Consider the following 16468-nt stretch of genomic DNA (forward strand, 5'->3'; position numbering starts at 1 on the left):
GCGGGGCGGGGCGGACGGACGGCGTGGAGGAGGCCGCGGGCGGCCACCCGCCGGCAGTCCCCGCCGCTGCGGAGCCGACCGGTGCACCCGGCGCCGGAGCAGCCGGCACCCGCGCCGGCGACGGCCGGCCGAGAGCCATCCACCACTCCGGCACCCCTGCCGGTCGGGCCACACCGACGACGGACAGTACCGAGGCATCCGCCCCGGCCGCCCGGGAGACAGCCGCCGAGGAACCCGTGCCGGGTGACGGCCACGCGCCGCCCGTACGGCCGTTCGCCACCGGCTCCGGCAGCCGTCCCGCCACCACGGCCCGGCCATCGGGACGGCCGTCCGCGCACGCTCCCCGGGTGGCGGCCGCACCGACAGCACCGACGACACCGACGGTGCCTCCGGCAGCCGCCCAGCCCGGCGTCCAGCCACCGGCGCAGCCGGCAGCCACCTCGGCCAGCACACCGACCGGAACGCCTGGCCCGTCATCACAGCCACCCGCCGTGCAGCCACCCGCCGTCGGCTCCTCGGCGCCGGCTCTCCCGTCAGCGGTGGACGACCCCGCGCCGGCGGCACGCGGCCGGCGGTCGGCACTGCTCCCGGCCCTACGCGGCCCCCGCGGCGGGCGCGAGCTGTGGCCCTGGCAGGAACCCTGGGACGACATCACCGAACTGGCGCCCTGGGAGGAGATTCCCATCCGGGAGTCCCTCGCCGACCGGGTCGCCACACCGCTGGAAGGCTCCTGGCGGATCGCGGTCACCTCGCTGATCGGCGGTTCGGGACGCACCACCGTCACCGCGATGCTCGGAATGACCCTGGCCGGCATCCGCGCCGAGCCCGTGGTCGCCCTCGACATCTCCGGTGATCTGGAACGCGCCACGGCCACCGGCGGCTCCGACGTGAGTATCGAGTTCGGCGCCTCACTCGCGGAACGCGCTGGCGTGCGCCCGCCGGTGACGCTCAGTGATCTGGTCGCGGACGCGATCTCCTACCGGGCCCGCCGCGGCGGCACTCCACGACCGGCCCGGGAGATCCGCTGGCTGATCGGCGGTGACACCAGCCGGACAGCCACACCGGCCCGGGCCACCGCGGGCTTCGACGTCCTGCCCGCCTGCCACCCCGCCGGCACCCCCCAGCCCGATCTCCAGCCCGCTGGGCGGGCCACGCCGGGCCAGACGGCGGCAGCCACCGCCAACGGCGCCGTCCCGGCCGCCGACGACATCGAGGCGCAGCCGGCTCCGCTGGTGGCGGCCGGCATGCCGGGCCCACCCACCACCCAGGTGGTTGCCGCCGGCCTGCGCACCCTGGAACAGGCGTATCAGCTGGTACTCGTCGACACCCCGTTGGACTGGGACGGCCAGTTCGCGTCGATCACGCTCAGCGACGCGGACGTGATTCTGCTGGTCGTACCGGCGCTCCCCGGCGACCTGGCCGAAGCGGCCGCCGCCCTGCGTGGCGCGGCCATCCTGCGTGCCGACCACGCGGGCCCGCGACCAGCGGTGATCGTAGCCGCGATGTCGGTCCGCCGTGGACGCTGGTCGCCGCAGACCCGCTCGGCCGCGGCCAAGCTGGCCCGGCGGGTCGACGCGCTGGTGCGCATCCCGTATGACACACGACTCGACGACGAGATACCCGACCACGCCCACAGCGCTCCCCGGCACGCTCCGGGCTCGCCGCCGCCCGGCGGGCGTCCAGCGATCGTCCTGTCCCGGGTGCGGTGGCGCAGCCGACGGGCATTTCTCCGGCTGGCCGCGACTGTCGTCGACGCCTGTGACGATCCCGACAGCACGGTTCCTGAGGAAGATGAGAGCGACAACACAACCATCGCCGCCACCACCACCTCCAAAGATCGCGGTTTGATTCCCGGCGTATGATCCGACGATCTGCGTGCCGGACCGAGTTCAGAAGGGAACAGTGATGATCGTCCATGCTGTGACCGCACAGGCGACGATCGTCCTGGCTCAGGTAGAGGTCAAGCCCGACGACTCCAAGGCCCCTGGGATCAACGCGCTCAAAGATCTTGTCAACGGCCTGGCCGCATACGCGGTGATCGCCGCTGTGGCCTCCGTGCTGCTCGGCGGAATCGCCTGGGCGCTCGGCGAGCGGATGGGTCTCGACCGCACCTCGGCAGTCGGCAAGAGCGGCGTACTCGCCGGCTTCGGGCTGGCCTTCCTCGTCGGTGCCACGGCCGCCGTCGTCAACTTCTTTCTCGCTACCGGAGCCTCCGCGTCGTCCGGCGCCGGCAACCAGCCGCAGGGGCTGGACAGGCCAGCCATCATCGAAACGATCGACCTCCAGGAGCCTGTTCAGGCCCTCCACCACAGCCCGTCTGACTGGTTCTCGTGAAACCTGACGGCTGATGTTGGGATGATGGATCCGCTGCCGTCGCGCGAGTAGTCGCGTCCGAGGCTGTCACACCGAGGGAGGGATGTTGGTCAACCAGGCTGACTGGCCCATGCGCCGTCCCGTCGGCCTCCTGGTGGCAGCCGGAGCGGTGACCATGACGGCCGGCATCCTCATCGGACGCTACGCGATCCCGTCATCCCCCTCGGTCGGCATCCAGGGGCAGCCCCCGCCACGCGTCGACACCCGTCCGACAGCGACCGCGCCGAACACCGCGCGCCCCACCGTGATACCCGCAACCACGCCACCCGGAAGCGGCAGCACCGTGCCTCCCACAGCGCACCCGGCCGCCGGCCAGATACCAGGCATGCCGACCCACATCAACGAGTTCGGCATCCCCGTCGGCTACCCCCACACAGAAGCCGGCGCCATAAGCGCCTGCGGAAACTACGTCGCCGCATATGTCGATCGACGCAATCGCAACGCTTCGCAGATCAAAAAAATATTCGATTCAATTTCCATTTCCGAAGTTGCTGATAAGCTATCAAATCAGATAGTTTCAGCAGATTCAATAACGGCAAAAAATTTTGGCCTTACTTCTATTAATTCCCCCGACATGCTGCTTAATATACGACCTCTTGGGTATTCAATAAAATCTTCTAGTTCCAACCAGGTAACAGTATCAGTATGGTCAGTCGCCGGAATTGGATCTTACGACAATAAAGCAAGTTTTGCACCGCAGCAAAGCTGGGGTACTGATATCTGCACAGTCACTTGGCAAGACGACGACTGGAAACTATCAAATGCAGGAGATGGGTCTAACGGGCCATCCCTCACCGAGCGTGCAGCTGAGGGAATCGAACGGTTTATCTACATAGGAAGGCCAGCAAAATGAGCGCTCATACGTTGGCCAGCGGAGAAATTATAGCTATAAGCATTGATCCTCTTACTGGTATTAGGAATGCCGTTTCCGATGGGACTGGCAGTTTCCTGGATTCGGTAGGTTCCGCATTTACGAATATGGCAGCAGACTTGTCTGCTTCTGTGTTCGGTTTTGCCGCGCAGCAGACCGCGATCGATCTGAACCGGGACTACATCGTCAACAACTACAACATCGTCTTCGGTGTTGCCATCCTGGTCGTGACGGGTCTGTTCATGTGCGCGTGCATCGCGGGAGCGATCCGGGGGGACGCACATCTGCTGGGCCGCTCGCTCGCGTCCACCGGGACGGCGATTTTCGGCTCCTTCGTCATGCTGACCCTGCTGCAGATGGTGCTTTCCGCTGCCGACGGCATGTCCGAGGCGTTCGGTGACGGCGCGCCTCTGGGCGCAGGTCTGGTAGCCCAGCTCAGAACTCTCCCCCAGCAGGGGAACTTCGCCCTTGACATGGTTCTGTCACTGCTGGTCGCGCTGTTCTCGTTCGCGCTCTTCCTGGTTCTCTACATCCGCAAAATAGCAATCATCGCGGTTGCGGTGTTCATCCCGCTGTACCTGGCCGGGCAGCCGGCGATATCGACCCGCGACTGGATGAAGCGGGCCATGGAGATCCTCGCGGCGCTCATCCTGGCCAAGCCGGTCATTTACGCGATCTTCACCCTGGGCGCGAGCATAGCGGGTGACGCGACCGGGTCGGGTATGGACCAGACGTTGACCATTCTCAGCGGTATCGTGGTCATGGCTGCCGCGGTGTTCTCACCGTTCGTCCTGCTACGTGTGATCGGGATGGCTGACGTCCAGCTCATGCAGGTCATCGGCGCGGCGGGCAGGCGCGGCGCGGCGAGTTTCGGCCACGGTGCCGGTGCGCTGCTCGGCTCGTCGTCGCGGGAGACCTTCCGGGGTATCGGCGGGCGGCTGCAGAACCGGCAGCGCAGCGGCTCGGCGGTGGACGCGGGCCGGCCCTTCACCGGCGACCTCGCCCCGGTCGGCACCGGTGTCCCGGCCCGGGCCAGCGGCCGTCGCGGGGCCGGGGTGAGCCCGGCACGGGTCGGCGCGCCTGTCGCCCGGGCCGGCAGCGGGCAATCAGCACGGCCCGCGGCCCGCTCCGCGGAACACGCGAACGTCGGCTCCCCCGCACCACGAACCCGGTCGGCAACCGGCGCGGGCAGCCGGGTCGCGGCACCGGCCGCCAACGGCGCCTCCGCGGGGTCTCCCCGCGTTGTTCCGCGGGCGCTACCGGTCGCGGGATCATCACCCAAGGTAACTTCGCCGAGGCCACCCGTCCACCCCACGCGTACCGGGGGAGGCTGAGCAGGGCGTGGTCGCCGAACGCAGTTACCGGTTCGGGCCGCTGGAACGTGGCGGCATCCTGCTCGGTATGCGCTGGCCACAGCTGGGCCTGATGGTCGGCGTGATGCTGTGCGTCCTCGGGGCGCTGCGTTCGCCGGTCATGTTCGCCCCGGGATGGATCGTGCTGGCCGGTGCGCTGGGGTTCATCGCGTTCGTCCGCGTCGACGACCGTAACCTCGATCAGTGGGTACCGATCCTCTTCGGTTTCACCATGCAGAAGGTGATGGGTGAGACGGTGTTCCGCGGGGCGGTGTTCAGGGTCGGCAACAGCTCCGACCACCTGTCCAGGACCGCGCTGCCCGGGCCGCTGTCGTCCCTGGTGATGCTGTCGGTGCCGGTGGGCAACGGCCGTTACGTGGCGGTGGTCAAGGACACCAGGCGGGGGACGTTCACGGCTGTCCTGCAGGTGCAGGGCAGCCAGTTCGCGCTGCTGGAGTCCGGCGACCAGCAGGCCAGGGTGGACGCCTGGGGTGAGCTGCTCGCCGGGCTGACCGTCGGCGGCGGGCGGCTGTCCCGCCTGCAGTGGCTGGAACGCACCCTGCCGGACTCCGGGGACCAGCTGCAACGGCACTGGCGGGTGCGCGGGCAGCACGACGGCTCGTGGGCGGCCGAGGCGTACCAGGAGGTCATCGACGCCGCCGGCCCGGTCGCCCAGCGGCACGAGACCTTCCTGTCGTTCCAGCTGCGCGCCCGCGACGTACGGCGGGCGATCCAACGCGCCGGCGGTGGTGACCACGCGGCCTGCGCGGTCCTGCTCGGCGAGCTGCGCACCATGGAGGCCGCGCTGGCCAGAGCGTCGATCAACACGGTCGGCTGGCTGCCACCGCGCGCCCTGGCCGCAGTGATCCGGACGACCTACGACCCGTACTCGATCGAGATGATCGACGCACGCGGTGGCGCGGTCTCCGACCGGGCCGGCGGGCTCGCGGGGCTGCCGTCGGGTGTCGACCCGGCGATCGCCGGCCCGGTGCGCGCGGTGGCCGGCTGGGACCACTATCGTACCGACTCCGGCTTCCACACCACCTACTGGATCAACGGCTGGCCACGGGTGCCGTCCCCGGCCGCGTTCCTCGCCCCGCTGCTGATGGAGACCACCTGCCGGCGGACGGTCTCCCTGATCGTCGAGCCGATGCCCGGCCGCAAGGCCGAGAAGGCGGTCAACCGCCGCCGGATGGCACACCTGGGTGAACAGCAGATGCGCGACAAGGTCGGTAAGGTCACCACCCAGCGCGACATGGCCGAAGCGTCCGAGGTGGAGCGCCGCGAGCAGGAGCTCATCGCCGGGTTCGGCGCCTTCCGCTTCCACGGGTTCGTGACGGTCTCCGCGGACGACCTCGACAGCCTGGCCGATGCGTGCGGCGAGGCGGAGACGCTGGCGTCCCGCAGCCGGCTGGAGATGGTCCGTCTGGTCGGCGAACAGGATCAGGGGTTCAGCGTCGCCGCTCTGCCGCTGGCCGTGGGGGTGTCATGACACCGCACCGTTCGTCGGGCGGGGCCGGTACCGACCGGGAGACCCATCGCGAGCTGAAGGACCTGCGGCGGGCCGAACGTGAGGCACAGCGCGGCGAACGGGCCGCCGCCCGGGCCGAACGGGCGGCGATCCGGCGGGCCCGGATGGCGTTGCGCCGCGGCGAGCAGCCACCGCCCCTCGTCGGCCCGCACGCCGGCCGGACCTTCCACAAGCTGCGCCTGCCAGCCCACATGGAGACGACCGCGCAGATCGCCGGCATCTACCCGTTCGTCGTGGACGCCGGGCTGGACACCCCCGGCATGTACATCGGCCGCCACGTCTGGTCCGGCGACTCCTTCGTCTTCGACGTGTTCGAGCTCTACCGCCAGCAGGTCATCGAGAACCCCAACTTCGCGGTCTTCGGCTCGGTCGGCTCACGCAAGTCGTCCCTGCTCAAGACGCTGATCTCGCGAGGGGCCGCGTTCGGCTACCAGGCGGCGGTGCCCTGCGACCCGAAAGGTGAGTACACCCGGCTGGCCCGTCGGCTGGGCTGCGAGCCGACCTACATCGGCCCGGGCCTGTCCACCCGGCTCAACCCGCTGGACGCCCCGCCACGGCCGCCGGGCATGGCGGACGCGGACTGGTCCCGGGAGGTCAAACGGGCTCGGTCGGCACTGCTGTCCTCGTTGATCGAGACCGCGAAGGGCGTGCCACTCACCCCGTCCGAGCACACCGCTGTCGACCTCGCCCTCGACGTCGTGACCCGGCAGATCACCGGCGCCTCCACCGACCGGCAGGCGACCCCGCTGCTGCCGCACGTCCTGGACGCGATGACGAACCCGTCAGAAGCCGACTGCGCGGCGCTGCCGGTGACCGCGGCCGAACTGCGCGACTCCTCCCGGGACGCGACGCTGACCCTGCGCCGGCTCACCCACGGTGCGCTCGGCGGGCTCTTCGACGGCCCGACCACCTCCCCACTGGACTTCGACCGGCCGATCGCCGTACTCAATCTCGAGCGGGTCCAGGGCTCCGACGAGATGATCGCGCTGATCATGACGTGTGCGCAGGCGTGGATGGAAGCCGCGCTGATGCGCCAGGACGGCGTCCAGCGCTACGTCGTCTACGACGAGTGCTGGCGGCTGATGCGCTTCGCCGGCCTGGTCCGGCGGCTGTCCGCCCAGCAGAAGCTCGCCCGCCAGTGGGGATGCGCGAACGCGATCGTCGCGCACCGGATCTCCGACCTGCTCTCGGCGTCCCCGGACTCCGTCGAGGTGGCCAAGGGCCTGCTCGCCGAGACCGCGATCCGCATTCTGTACAAGCAGGCGTCCGACCAGATCCCGGACACGCAGCGGGCGCTGGACCTCACCGACGTAGCCTCGGACATGCTGCCCCGGCTGGACCCCGGTTTCGCGTTGTGGCTGATCGGGAACCGCGCGTTCTACGTCGAGCACGTCGTCGGCGACCTGGAGATCCCGGTCGTTCTCAACGGATCGAAGATGCACGGCGAGGTCGACAACATCAACCTCGTCCCGGATGATCTCGACCCCGTCGTGCTGGACGGCTACGACTACCGCGACCGGGCTGAGTACGATGCCACCGACGACGGTGAGTACGCGGATTACGCTGGCTACGGTCCCGACGCCGGCCACTATGCCGAGCGTGGTGCCCGGTACGGGACGGGCGGCTTCGCCGTCGACGCCCCGCCAGCCGGTCAGGACGAGTTCTCCGCCGAAGAAATGATGGACACCTTTCCCTATGGCCCGCTGTCCCGGGAGATCTAGCCGGCCGCGGGCCGCATGATCGCGCTACCCGTTCCCCGGGCTCCACGGCCGGAACGGGTCGATCGTCTCGGGCTGGCCACCTGGGCCGCCGGGAGGGGAAGCCGGCGGAACATCCGGCCCGTCGATCGGGAGGGGCGTCCCCTGGCCGGGCGGCAGCCCCTGCTGGGCCACCGGCGGCACGGCCGGGCGGGCGGTGGAGGCCACCCTGGGCAGGAGAACGATACCGGGATTGCAGTCGCCGAGTGCCGCCCGGCGGTCACCCAACGACGAGTCGACCAGCACGAAAGCCGTCGGCGGGAGCTGCTGGATCTGCGTCGGCTCGACGCTGAACTCATAGACCCGCTGCAGAACCGCACCGTCCTGATGGGAATCAGTGACCGACAGGCTTTCGGTGCTCTCCCAGAACGCCGACTGGGATACCGTGACCGACCGGCTCCAGCTGCTTGATTTTCCAGCCCTCCCGCGCGAACCGCCGCGGCTCTCGGTCTCGGAGACCGAGACGCTCCCCCCCGTGCTGCTGGACGCCCCCGTGGTGAGGCTGCTGCCGACCTGCCGGGTGACCTGGGAGAAGACGAACTTGTGCCCACGGCCGACGAACTCGGCCGCCCTCTCGGCCTCCCTGGCGTTCCCCAGCCGCATGACGAGGGTGGCGCTGTCGCCCGCGCCGATCAGACGTTCGGTGCCCTCTCCCAGATGCTCGAAAAGATTCACCAGACGTATGCCGGCGTTGGCCGCGTACCGGGCCATGCCCTCCAGCGCGGGCAGTCCCATCCGGTCCCCGCCGGCAACCACCAGAATGTCATGGGAAGCGTCACCACGGCGGCGGCGGAGCTGGTGCAGGACGATGTGGAACAGCACCCTGTCGGCGAATTCCTTACGGGTGGCCGACGTGTCATGGCTCGATGTCGCTATGATGCGCAGCCCGGGCACCGGCCACCACGGCCGCGGTGTGGTAGCCGGTGCCGTTTCCTCCCGGCCGGCCAACCGCTCCAGGGAGGCCCGCAGGTAGTGGATTTCCCGCTGGGTTCTTTCATTTTCTCGCCACCCGCCCGCCCGGTCGGCGACGGCGTTCCGCTCCGCGGACGACAGGAGGCCCGGACCGTCGTTCCGCTCGTTCCCCTCCAGCACGCGCAGGCCGGCGGCAAGCCGGCTGAAGGTCAGAGGTGGTTCCAGCCGGGTGGCGACAGCCGCGAGTATCTCGGCGTCGAGCACCCGGAGCGTCGGATCAGCACCCCCGCCACGTCCCACGTCGACGGCATCCGCGAGAAGCTCGGCGGCGTCCTCGGGATCCGCACCGTGCAACAGTCCCAGCCCGCCGATATCAGCGGGAAGATCGTCTACCGTGACCGGGCATCCCGCGTCGACCGCGAGCTGGGCCAGACCACCGCCGACTCCGCGCTCACTGAAATCGAGCAGGAGAATGCCGCCACCGGAAGCAAGCGCCGAGGAGCCAACGGTCGCCAGCAGGCCCGCCCAGCCGTCACGAGTGCCACCGAAAACGTCGACCCGGCTCGCTGCCGACCGGGGCGCCAGCGGATGGAACAACGGCACCGTCTCCCGCCGGGCACGGTCAGCGGCCTCGTGACTTTCCACCGCCGCCCGCCAGCCGGCGGTAGCGGCCTGATACCTCTCCCACTCGGCATCACGATGCCTATGCCATTCAACCTTCGCTTGATTAATTTTTCTTTTAAGACTCACTACTCGATAAAAAAGAACTGTTGTCAGAAATAGCGAGATTGGAAGCCAAAAAAATGCCCTATTTTTACCAAAAATCTCGTATTTGATACTAAATATCAGAAGAATAAGAGGGAGAATCAAATTCCTAGGAAGATGTCGCGTACGCTTTGCAAGGTCGTCTTCGTCTTTTTTAAGATCCGGTGGGGGTGGTTCGTTCCAGACAGGTGGATGGTCGCGGTGGGGGTGCGGGTTGACGCCGGGGTCGACATATTCCCAGCCCCACCGCTCGGCGGGGACGAACAGCCGTCGGGCGAGTTCAGAACCGGGGTGCTCAGAACCGGACATCTGGCTTCATGGATTGCAGCTCCACCTTCTGACGACCGCGATCGTAACGTTCACATCGACTTTGCGCCACCAAGGTCGATATGGTAGGCCAACCTACCATCAAGCACCATCTGTGATGTTGCGACACAGCCGGTGCGAGCCCGCACCCGGCCGCCGTGGGGAAGCCTCAGCCGGCGCCCCGCGTGCTGGGTGCCGCGCTGCTGGCGGGTTGGGGTCCGGCCCGGCAGAGCCCCGGGCAGCCCCGCGTCAGCCTCCAGCTCTGGCTCGTGAACGGCTGGCGGCAGCCGCGGCTGTGGTGGCGGCCGCGCCGAGCAGGACACAGCAGACGCCGGTGGCGGCAACCGGGACGTGTCGGCTCAGCGTGGCAGCGGACAGCCACACGCCGAACCCGAGGACCGCTCCGAGAGCCCCCGCGGCGAACATCGCGGCTCTCTGGCGAGAGCCGTCGCGCAGCAGCCGGCGGGTCGACTCCAGGTAGGCGAGCGCGAACAGGGCAGCCAGCACACCGCCGGCGCCCATGGCGCTGGCCAGCGGTACCTGCCTCGGCTCGATCGTCACCTCCTGGACGCTGCTCCTGCCCGCCCGATCCAGCCGCACCTGCCCGTGGACGGCTCCACCGGCAATCCACCGGGTCAGCGGCGGGGCGGTGACGTCTGTCCGCCAGGGCTCGCCGGCGTTCACCGTCACCGGGCCGCCGGTCGCGGTGCCCAGTGGGATGCCCGCCGCGGACAGCCGCAGGAGCACCGTCACGGTTCCGGGGGCCACTGCCGTGCCGCTGATCTCCACTGGCTCGGCCAGGTCGACCCGCGCGGCCGCGGGCGGGGTGGCCCCGGCCACCTGAATGCCCTCGGCCGCGGCGGGGCCGGTGGGGACGGCCGGTTGGGGGGATGGCCACAGCACGGCGATCAGCACCATCAGCACGGCCGCGGCCAGCGCGATACCAGCCAGCTGCCGGAGCGGCCCCGGCCCCGGCACCGACGGCGGGCGATGGCGGTGCGCCCGACCTGGCTGCCGGCCGGTGGCCGACAGTTCCGGCACCGGCACGAGGGAGGCATAGTCAAGATCGACAGCCTCCGGTGACGGCCGGCCCGCGGGCATGCCGGATGGCGCCGGCACCAGGTCGGTCACCAGCACGGACTCCTCACCACGGCCGGACGGGCCGCGCCGGGCCGACGCTTCCAGGGCCGTCCGCACCGCCGGGGAGATGTCCCGTACGGCCAGCCCCGACCGCTCCAGCCAGCCGGGCCCGAACGCCTCGGACGCGGCGGCCGCGACGGACTCCGCGAGCTGTTCGGCGCTCGCCGGCCTGCGCTCGGGATCCCGGGCCAGCCCACGCATGAGAAGCCAGGTGAGCCCGGGCGGCACCTCGCCGCCGGGCGACGGCGGCTCAGCGGTGTCCTGGCGTGCCCGGAACTGGTGGAATCCGCCGTCGGTCGGGTAGGGCAGGTGTCCGGCGAGCAGGTAGTACAGCATCGCCGTGGCCGAATAGATGTCGGTGCGGACGTCCAGGTAGTCGCCCCGGGACTGTTCCGGGGACATGTACCCGGGCGTGCCCGCGATCACGAACCGGCCGTCCCGGGATGCGAGGGTGGTCTCCCCGCCGATGACCCGGGCCAGCCCGAAGTCGGTCACCTTGACAGTGCCGCGACCGTCGAACATCACGTTGCCGGGTTTGATGTCGCGGTGCAGCAGGCCCTGGTCGTGGGCGGCCTGCACCGCGGAGAGAACGGCGAGTACGGCCGCGCAGGACTGTTCCATGGTCAGCCCGATGCGGCGGAAACGCTCCGCGAGCGTCCCCCCGGGGAGGTGTTCGAGCACCAGCGCGCAGACCCGTTCCGGCGTGCCCGTGGCGTCGACGGTCACCTCTTCGTCCGCGTACTCGTAGACCGTGACGATGTGCAGGTGGCTCAGCCGGGCCAGGGCCCGTCCTTCCTCGTTGAACCGCAGCCGCATCTGCGGGTCGGCGGCGATCCGGTTCGGCAGGTGCTTGATGGCGACCGCCCGGTCGAGCCGTGGATCCCGGGCCGCGTAGACGACACCGAACCCGCCACGGCCGAGTTCCCCGCCCAGCCTGTACCGCGGCAGGGCGGCCACCAGCGCCCGTGGGGCCACGGACGGATCGGACACGGACGGGTTGATCGTCACGAGGAGTCGTCCTGACGCGGATGCCAGTCAGCGCGGCGGGTGATGGAGGGGTCGGTCTCCTCGTCGAAGAACCGCGCGGGCGGCTGCCACGGCTTTTCGTGCCCGTGCCCGTGCCCGTCCACCTCCACGTCCGGCGGCTGCGGCCGGGCGGCGGGCCGGGGCGGTGGCTGCCACGGCTTCCCGTGCCCGTCCACCTCCACGTCCGGCGGCTGCGGCCGGACGGCGGGCCGGGGCGGCGATTGCCTTTCATACCCGCGCCCATCCACCTCCACGCCCGGCGGCTGCGGCCGGACGATGACAGGCCGCGACGGGGCTGTCGGGCCCGGGGCCCGGCTCTCGCCGCTGCCCGGGGGGCCGCCCGCGGAACCACCGGCTGGGGACGGTGTCTGCCTGGCCGCGGCTGTGGTCACCGCGGATGGGCCCGTGGCCGGGTCGGCGGCCGCCACAGGCGCGAGGGCCGGTGTGCCGGCCTGCGTCGGGGTGGGGACCGGGGTGGGTGTGAGGTACCCCAGCAGGAAGCCGAGCCCCGCGGCTGCCGCGATGAAGGTCAGGTTGGACGATGTCGACGGTGCTGTCACCCGCAACGCCGACAGGCTGACGATCGCGACGAAGCCGGCCCCACACCCGGCGGGCGCGAACCGGACGGCCCGCCGCCACCGGTTGCGGGGAAGACGACGGCGCGCGAGCGCGATCAGCGCGGCAGCCCACAGCAGGGCCGTGACGATCAGCAGGCCCAGCCCGAACATGCCGTATGTGCAGACCAGCGTGCCGCGGATGTCGGCGATCCCCTCGGCCGAGGCGAGGACGTCACGCTTCGCATCACGGAGAGTGACGGACATGGGCAGCAGTCCGGTCGCCTGTCCGCGCAGCTCCGCCATGTCGACGTCGACGCTCCAGGCCAGCGAGGCGCCGGCCGGTACGTCCATCCGCACGGCGGTGTCGAAGACGAAGAAGGTCAGGCCCAGCGCCGATCCGCTGACACGGATCGACCGTATCTGGGCGAGCTCGTTCCGGTTGTTACGGACCGTGACAAGAACGCGGGTGGGCCGCTCCGGATCGAGCACGATCCGCCGCCCGGTCACGGAGACCTCGTTGACCACCGCGTCGAGCTGAAGGCCCCCGCTGCCCGCGGCGACGATGCCGCCGGCGGGGCCCCTCGGCCCGTCGCCGGCCGCGGCCATGGCCGGGGCAGGTAACAGGACCAGGACCGTCAGCATCATGATCACCAAAGCGGTGAGTGGCCTCGCGGCTCGCCGCGTCGGCTCCACGACAACAGCCACAACGCCCCCCGGGAATCCACTTTCTGTTGTGACGTCGATGTTACTGTCATCCCGGGAACGGGGCTGCGGCTGGACATGCTGTCCAGTACACGACACGTCGCCGCTCCGTTCGCGGTCGGGGGGCGTCATGCGCTTTTCTTGTCCGGTCTTACGCCGAGCGGGCGTCAGGACCATCCTGACGGCCATCCTGCCGTCGGTGATTCTGCTCGGCATACTCGGCGCGGGGTCCACGGCCGGGCCCACGGCGGCCGCCGCACCCGCCACGGGTACGAGACCGATCCCCATGACCATGGCCGTCGTGGCCGCTCCGAGCAGCAGTGCGCCCGCGCCAAGCCCCACCGCCTGCCCCGAGGGGACTCCGGACGGCTGCCTGTGCCCGGACGGTTCCGTGGTGCCCGGCGGGCGGGAATGCGCACCGCAGCCGTGTCCCACCGGCCAGCAGCGCAACTCGGACGGCGTCTGCGACTATCCGCCATGCCCCGAAGGGCAACAACGCGACGCGAAGGGGATCTGCGACTATCCGCCCTGCCCGGCAGGCCAGGAACGCAACTCGAACGGTGTCTGCGGCTACCCGCCATGCCCCGAAGGGCAGCAACGCGGTAAGGACAACACCTGCGGCTACCCACCATGTCCCGAGGGCCAGCAACGCGGCGATGACGGGACCTGCCGCTATCCGCCGTGCCCGGCCGGGCAACAACGCAACGCGGACGGCGTCTGCGGCTACCCGCCATGCCCCACCGGCCAGGAACGGGACGCGAACGGCACCTGCCGCTACCCGCCGTGCCCGGCCGGCCAGCAACGCGGCACGGACGGGGTCTGCCAGCCGGTCCCCGTGACCTGCCCGGACGGCTCCACCGCCCGCAGCCGGCAGCAGTGCCCGCCGCCACCGACAACCTGCTGGGACGGCAGCACGGCCGCCGCCGGGCAGCAGTGCCCACCGCAGCGCGAGACCTGCGCCGGCGGGGTGACGGTGACGGCCGGGCAGCCGTGCCCGCCGCCGCGGCCCGGGGAGACCTGTCCTGGCGGGACGCCACCGGGCCAGGGCGGCGTCTGCCCACGGCCGTCGGTCTCCTGCCCCGGCGGCCTGTTGGTGCCCGCCGGGCAGCAGTGCCCGCAGCCACCGCCTCCCTGCCCGGCCGGATCCGTGCGGGACGCGTCCGACCGCTGCGTGCCGGTCAGGCCGGAGCCCACGGCCACGCAGCAGCCCGCCCCCGCGCCCTCGCCCGCACCGGCGCTCCCCAGCCCGTTACCCGGGCAGCTGGCGCTGGACAAACCGGTCGTCTCCGGCGGGGACACCCTGTTCGCCACCGGCGCCGGCTGTACGCCGGCTGCCGACGTCGTCATCGTCTCCGAGGACGGCCGGACGATCGGCCGGACGGTCGCGGACGAGAACGGGGAGTTCTCCACGGCCGTGCAGTTCGCCACCTATCGGGCAGGAACCCGTTCGATCACCGCGACCTGCGGTCCGGTCCTACGCTCCGAGGTGGACATGGTGCTGTCCAGCTCGACCGGTGGCACGTCCAACACGTTCGTCCTGATGTTGTTCTTCCTGCTCGCCGGCTCTCTCGTGGTACGCCATCAGATCGGCCAGAGCATCTGACCGGAGTACCAGGCCGGCGGCGGGCGGGCCGGCGGCGGGCGGGCCGGCGGCGGGCGACGTGGAACGATCTGATGGCGGACGGCATGAACCGCGAGCGGCGACCGTCGGGAACCGAACAACGGGAACGGCCGGCCGGGGAGCACACGCCGGCCGACGCGGCGGGAGACGGACCGCCGGGAAGAACGGGAAGGAAGGACGGGAGCGGCGGCGCGGGCAAGGGATGGGCGGTGGCCGTGTACCACCGCTACCCACGCCGCCGCTCCCGTCTCGGCCCGACACCGGAAGGCCCTCCAGGGCCCCCGGCAGCGCGTTTGTTTCTCCGTCGCGCCTGTGGAGCCCCGCACCCTGAGGCATTCAGGGGAACGGGCACCATCGGTGTCGGTTCACCCGGCGGCCGGGGCACTGTCAGCCGGCGGCCGGGGAGTTGGGAACAAGGCTCTGCGCGGTGCTCGGGAACACCATTGTTCCGGAGCGCCTTCATTCAGGAACATTTTCGTTCAGGAACGGCGCAGTTCGAGAAATCTTCGTTCAGGAACGCTGTCGTTCGGACCGGCCGGGCCGCCCGTCCACCGGTCGAGCCGGATCCGGATACCGCGGCGGTCAGGCCCCGGCGGTGAGCCAGGCGCGCGTGACGGATCGGCGTGACAACTGTCGCACGGACAGCTCCGACAGCGACGGCTCGTCCGGCACGGCCCGTTCCTCGCAGGACATCGCGGTGTTCTGGACCCTGCCCCAGATGATGCTCCGGCATTCGTCGGCGCCCACCACAAGAGATGTACGGGTATGCGGGTCAAACACCTCGACGTGGCCGTCGAAACCTGGCGCGAGAATCCTGAAATGGCTCCACAGGTGTGCCGTGTAGGTGTCCGCGAACTTACCGAGAAGTTCTCCGTCGGCGTCCAGGACGAGTATTCTCTTACCCATTTCAACACCCTTCGCCGGTGATCCGAACAGTGCCGGGTGGCTGGCCTGGGAGCAGCTTACGACAAGCCTGCGGGATTCGCATATATCGAGTTTTCCGCTATTCCCGGGGCCGGATTCCGGTGGTACCGGAAAGCCATTCCGCCGGCGCCGGCCCGGCCAGTCACCGCCGGACTGATTCGAGGCGCCTGTACCGGCCCGGAACGTACAACGGCCGGCGAACACCACGGCGGCCGGAGTCGGCACGCGGTATTCCGTCCCGGACGCAACAAGCTGGTGCGGTATCCCCGCCGGCCCGGGAGGACAGCCACCGGTAGTCCGGCCCGGCCCGAACAGGGCCCCCTGATCATATGCCGGCCGGCCGGCGACATATACCCGCGCGGAGTGTTACCTGCCCGTCCCGCTGGGACCGGCACGGCGGCGGAACCGCTCACGACCGGCCGGCGGGGCCTGTCTGATCGCCGACCCTATCAGGACATCGCCCGTTTACCGGCGAACCGGCACTCCGGGACAAAACCCCCTCACCGGTGGACGCCCCGGCGTGCCCTGACGCGCCAACGGCGCGGGCCAGGACCGGCCATCAGCCCGCCCGACGGCCCCGTCCGGCAACCGGCGCCCTGTCCATCCACCACTGTGCCCATCCACCACTGTG

General features: G+C 70.2%; 10 protein-coding genes and 1 pseudogene. 7 read left to right on the top strand and 4 right to left on the bottom strand.

Annotation, left to right across the window (positions count from 1 at the left end; all coding sequences use genetic code 11):
- The 6 genes and pseudogenes from NBX02_RS22495 to NBX02_RS22520 all read left to right on the top strand — a co-directional run.
- Positions 1-1862 (top strand): annotated as a pseudogene (locus tag NBX02_RS22495) (hypothetical protein); the annotation flags it as partial.
- Between the two features lie 43 nt (positions 1863-1905).
- Positions 1906-2334: a DUF6112 family protein gene (locus tag NBX02_RS22500; RefSeq protein WP_250293039.1), complete on the top strand. Its 429-nt coding sequence runs from the start codon at positions 1906-1908 to the stop codon at positions 2332-2334.
- A gap of 82 nt (positions 2335-2416) precedes the next feature.
- Positions 2417-3226 (top strand): hypothetical protein, encoded by an 810-nt coding sequence (locus NBX02_RS22505; protein WP_250293042.1) that lies wholly within the window; start codon positions 2417-2419, stop codon positions 3224-3226.
- 137 nt (positions 3227-3363) lie between these two features.
- Positions 3364-4578 carry a hypothetical protein gene (locus NBX02_RS22510; protein WP_445548588.1) on the top strand — a complete coding sequence of 405 codons (1215 nt, stop codon included), beginning with the start codon at positions 3364-3366 and terminating at the stop codon, positions 4576-4578.
- A gap of 7 nt (positions 4579-4585) precedes the next feature.
- The gene (locus tag NBX02_RS22515) at positions 4586-6088 is read left to right on the top strand and encodes an SCO6880 family protein (protein WP_250293045.1); all 1503 of its coding nucleotides are present in this window, start codon (positions 4586-4588) and stop codon (positions 6086-6088) included.
- Complete coding sequence (locus NBX02_RS22520; RefSeq protein WP_250293048.1) at positions 6085-7848, top strand: conjugal transfer protein TraC; 1764 nt, start codon at positions 6085-6087, stop codon at positions 7846-7848. The genes NBX02_RS22515 and NBX02_RS22520 overlap by 4 nt, the downstream gene beginning before the upstream one ends.
- 24 nt (positions 7849-7872) lie before the next feature.
- Here the strand turns inward: NBX02_RS22520 and NBX02_RS22525 are convergent, their stop codons facing one another.
- The 3 genes from NBX02_RS22525 to NBX02_RS22535 form a co-directional block, all read right to left on the bottom strand.
- The gene (locus tag NBX02_RS22525; RefSeq protein WP_250293051.1) at positions 7873-9441 is read right to left on the bottom strand and encodes a hypothetical protein; all 1569 of its coding nucleotides are present in this window, start codon (positions 9439-9441) and stop codon (positions 7873-7875) included.
- Between the two features lie 675 nt (positions 9442-10116).
- The gene (locus NBX02_RS22530; RefSeq protein ID WP_250293055.1) at positions 10117-12015 is read right to left on the bottom strand and encodes a serine/threonine-protein kinase; all 1899 of its coding nucleotides are present in this window, start codon (positions 12013-12015) and stop codon (positions 10117-10119) included.
- Positions 12012-13232 carry a hypothetical protein gene (locus tag NBX02_RS22535; protein ID WP_250293058.1) on the bottom strand — a complete coding sequence of 407 codons (1221 nt, stop codon included), beginning with the start codon at positions 13230-13232 and terminating at the stop codon, positions 12012-12014. Before NBX02_RS22535 ends, NBX02_RS22530 begins: the two co-directional genes overlap by 4 nt.
- Positions 13233-13578: 346 nt before the next feature.
- Between NBX02_RS22535 and NBX02_RS22540 the strand changes: the two genes are divergently transcribed.
- A complete protein-coding gene (locus NBX02_RS22540) occupies positions 13579-14895 on the top strand; it encodes a hypothetical protein (protein WP_250293060.1) in 1317 nt (438 codons plus the stop codon).
- Between the two features lie 600 nt (positions 14896-15495).
- Here the strand turns inward: NBX02_RS22540 and NBX02_RS22545 are convergent.
- On the bottom strand, positions 15496-15819 hold the full coding sequence (locus NBX02_RS22545; protein WP_250281540.1) for a hypothetical protein: 324 nt from the start codon (positions 15817-15819) through the stop codon (positions 15496-15498).
- Positions 15820-16468: the final 649 nt, after the last annotated feature.

It is taken from the genome of Protofrankia sp. CiP1_Cm_nod1 (assembly GCF_920888515.1).
Taxonomy (GTDB): domain Bacteria; phylum Actinomycetota; class Actinomycetes; order Frankiales; family Frankiaceae; genus Protofrankia.

Coding starts and splice junctions, on each gene's coding strand:
- NBX02_RS22500 (WP_250293039.1), top strand. CDS start 1,906: ATGATCGTCCATGCTGTGACCGCACAGGCGACGATCGTCCTGGCTCAG.
- NBX02_RS22505 (WP_250293042.1), top strand. CDS start 2,417: ATGTTGGTCAACCAGGCTGACTGGCCCATGCGCCGTCCCGTCGGCCTC.
- NBX02_RS22520 (WP_250293048.1), top strand. CDS start 6,085: ATGACACCGCACCGTTCGTCGGGCGGGGCCGGTACCGACCGGGAGACC.
- NBX02_RS22535 (WP_250293058.1), bottom strand. CDS start 13,232: ATGCTGACGGTCCTGGTCCTGTTACCTGCCCCGGCCATGGCCGCGGCC.
- NBX02_RS22540 (WP_250293060.1), top strand. CDS start 13,579: ATGACCATGGCCGTCGTGGCCGCTCCGAGCAGCAGTGCGCCCGCGCCA.
- NBX02_RS22545 (WP_250281540.1), bottom strand. CDS start 15,819: ATGGGTAAGAGAATACTCGTCCTGGACGCCGACGGAGAACTTCTCGGT.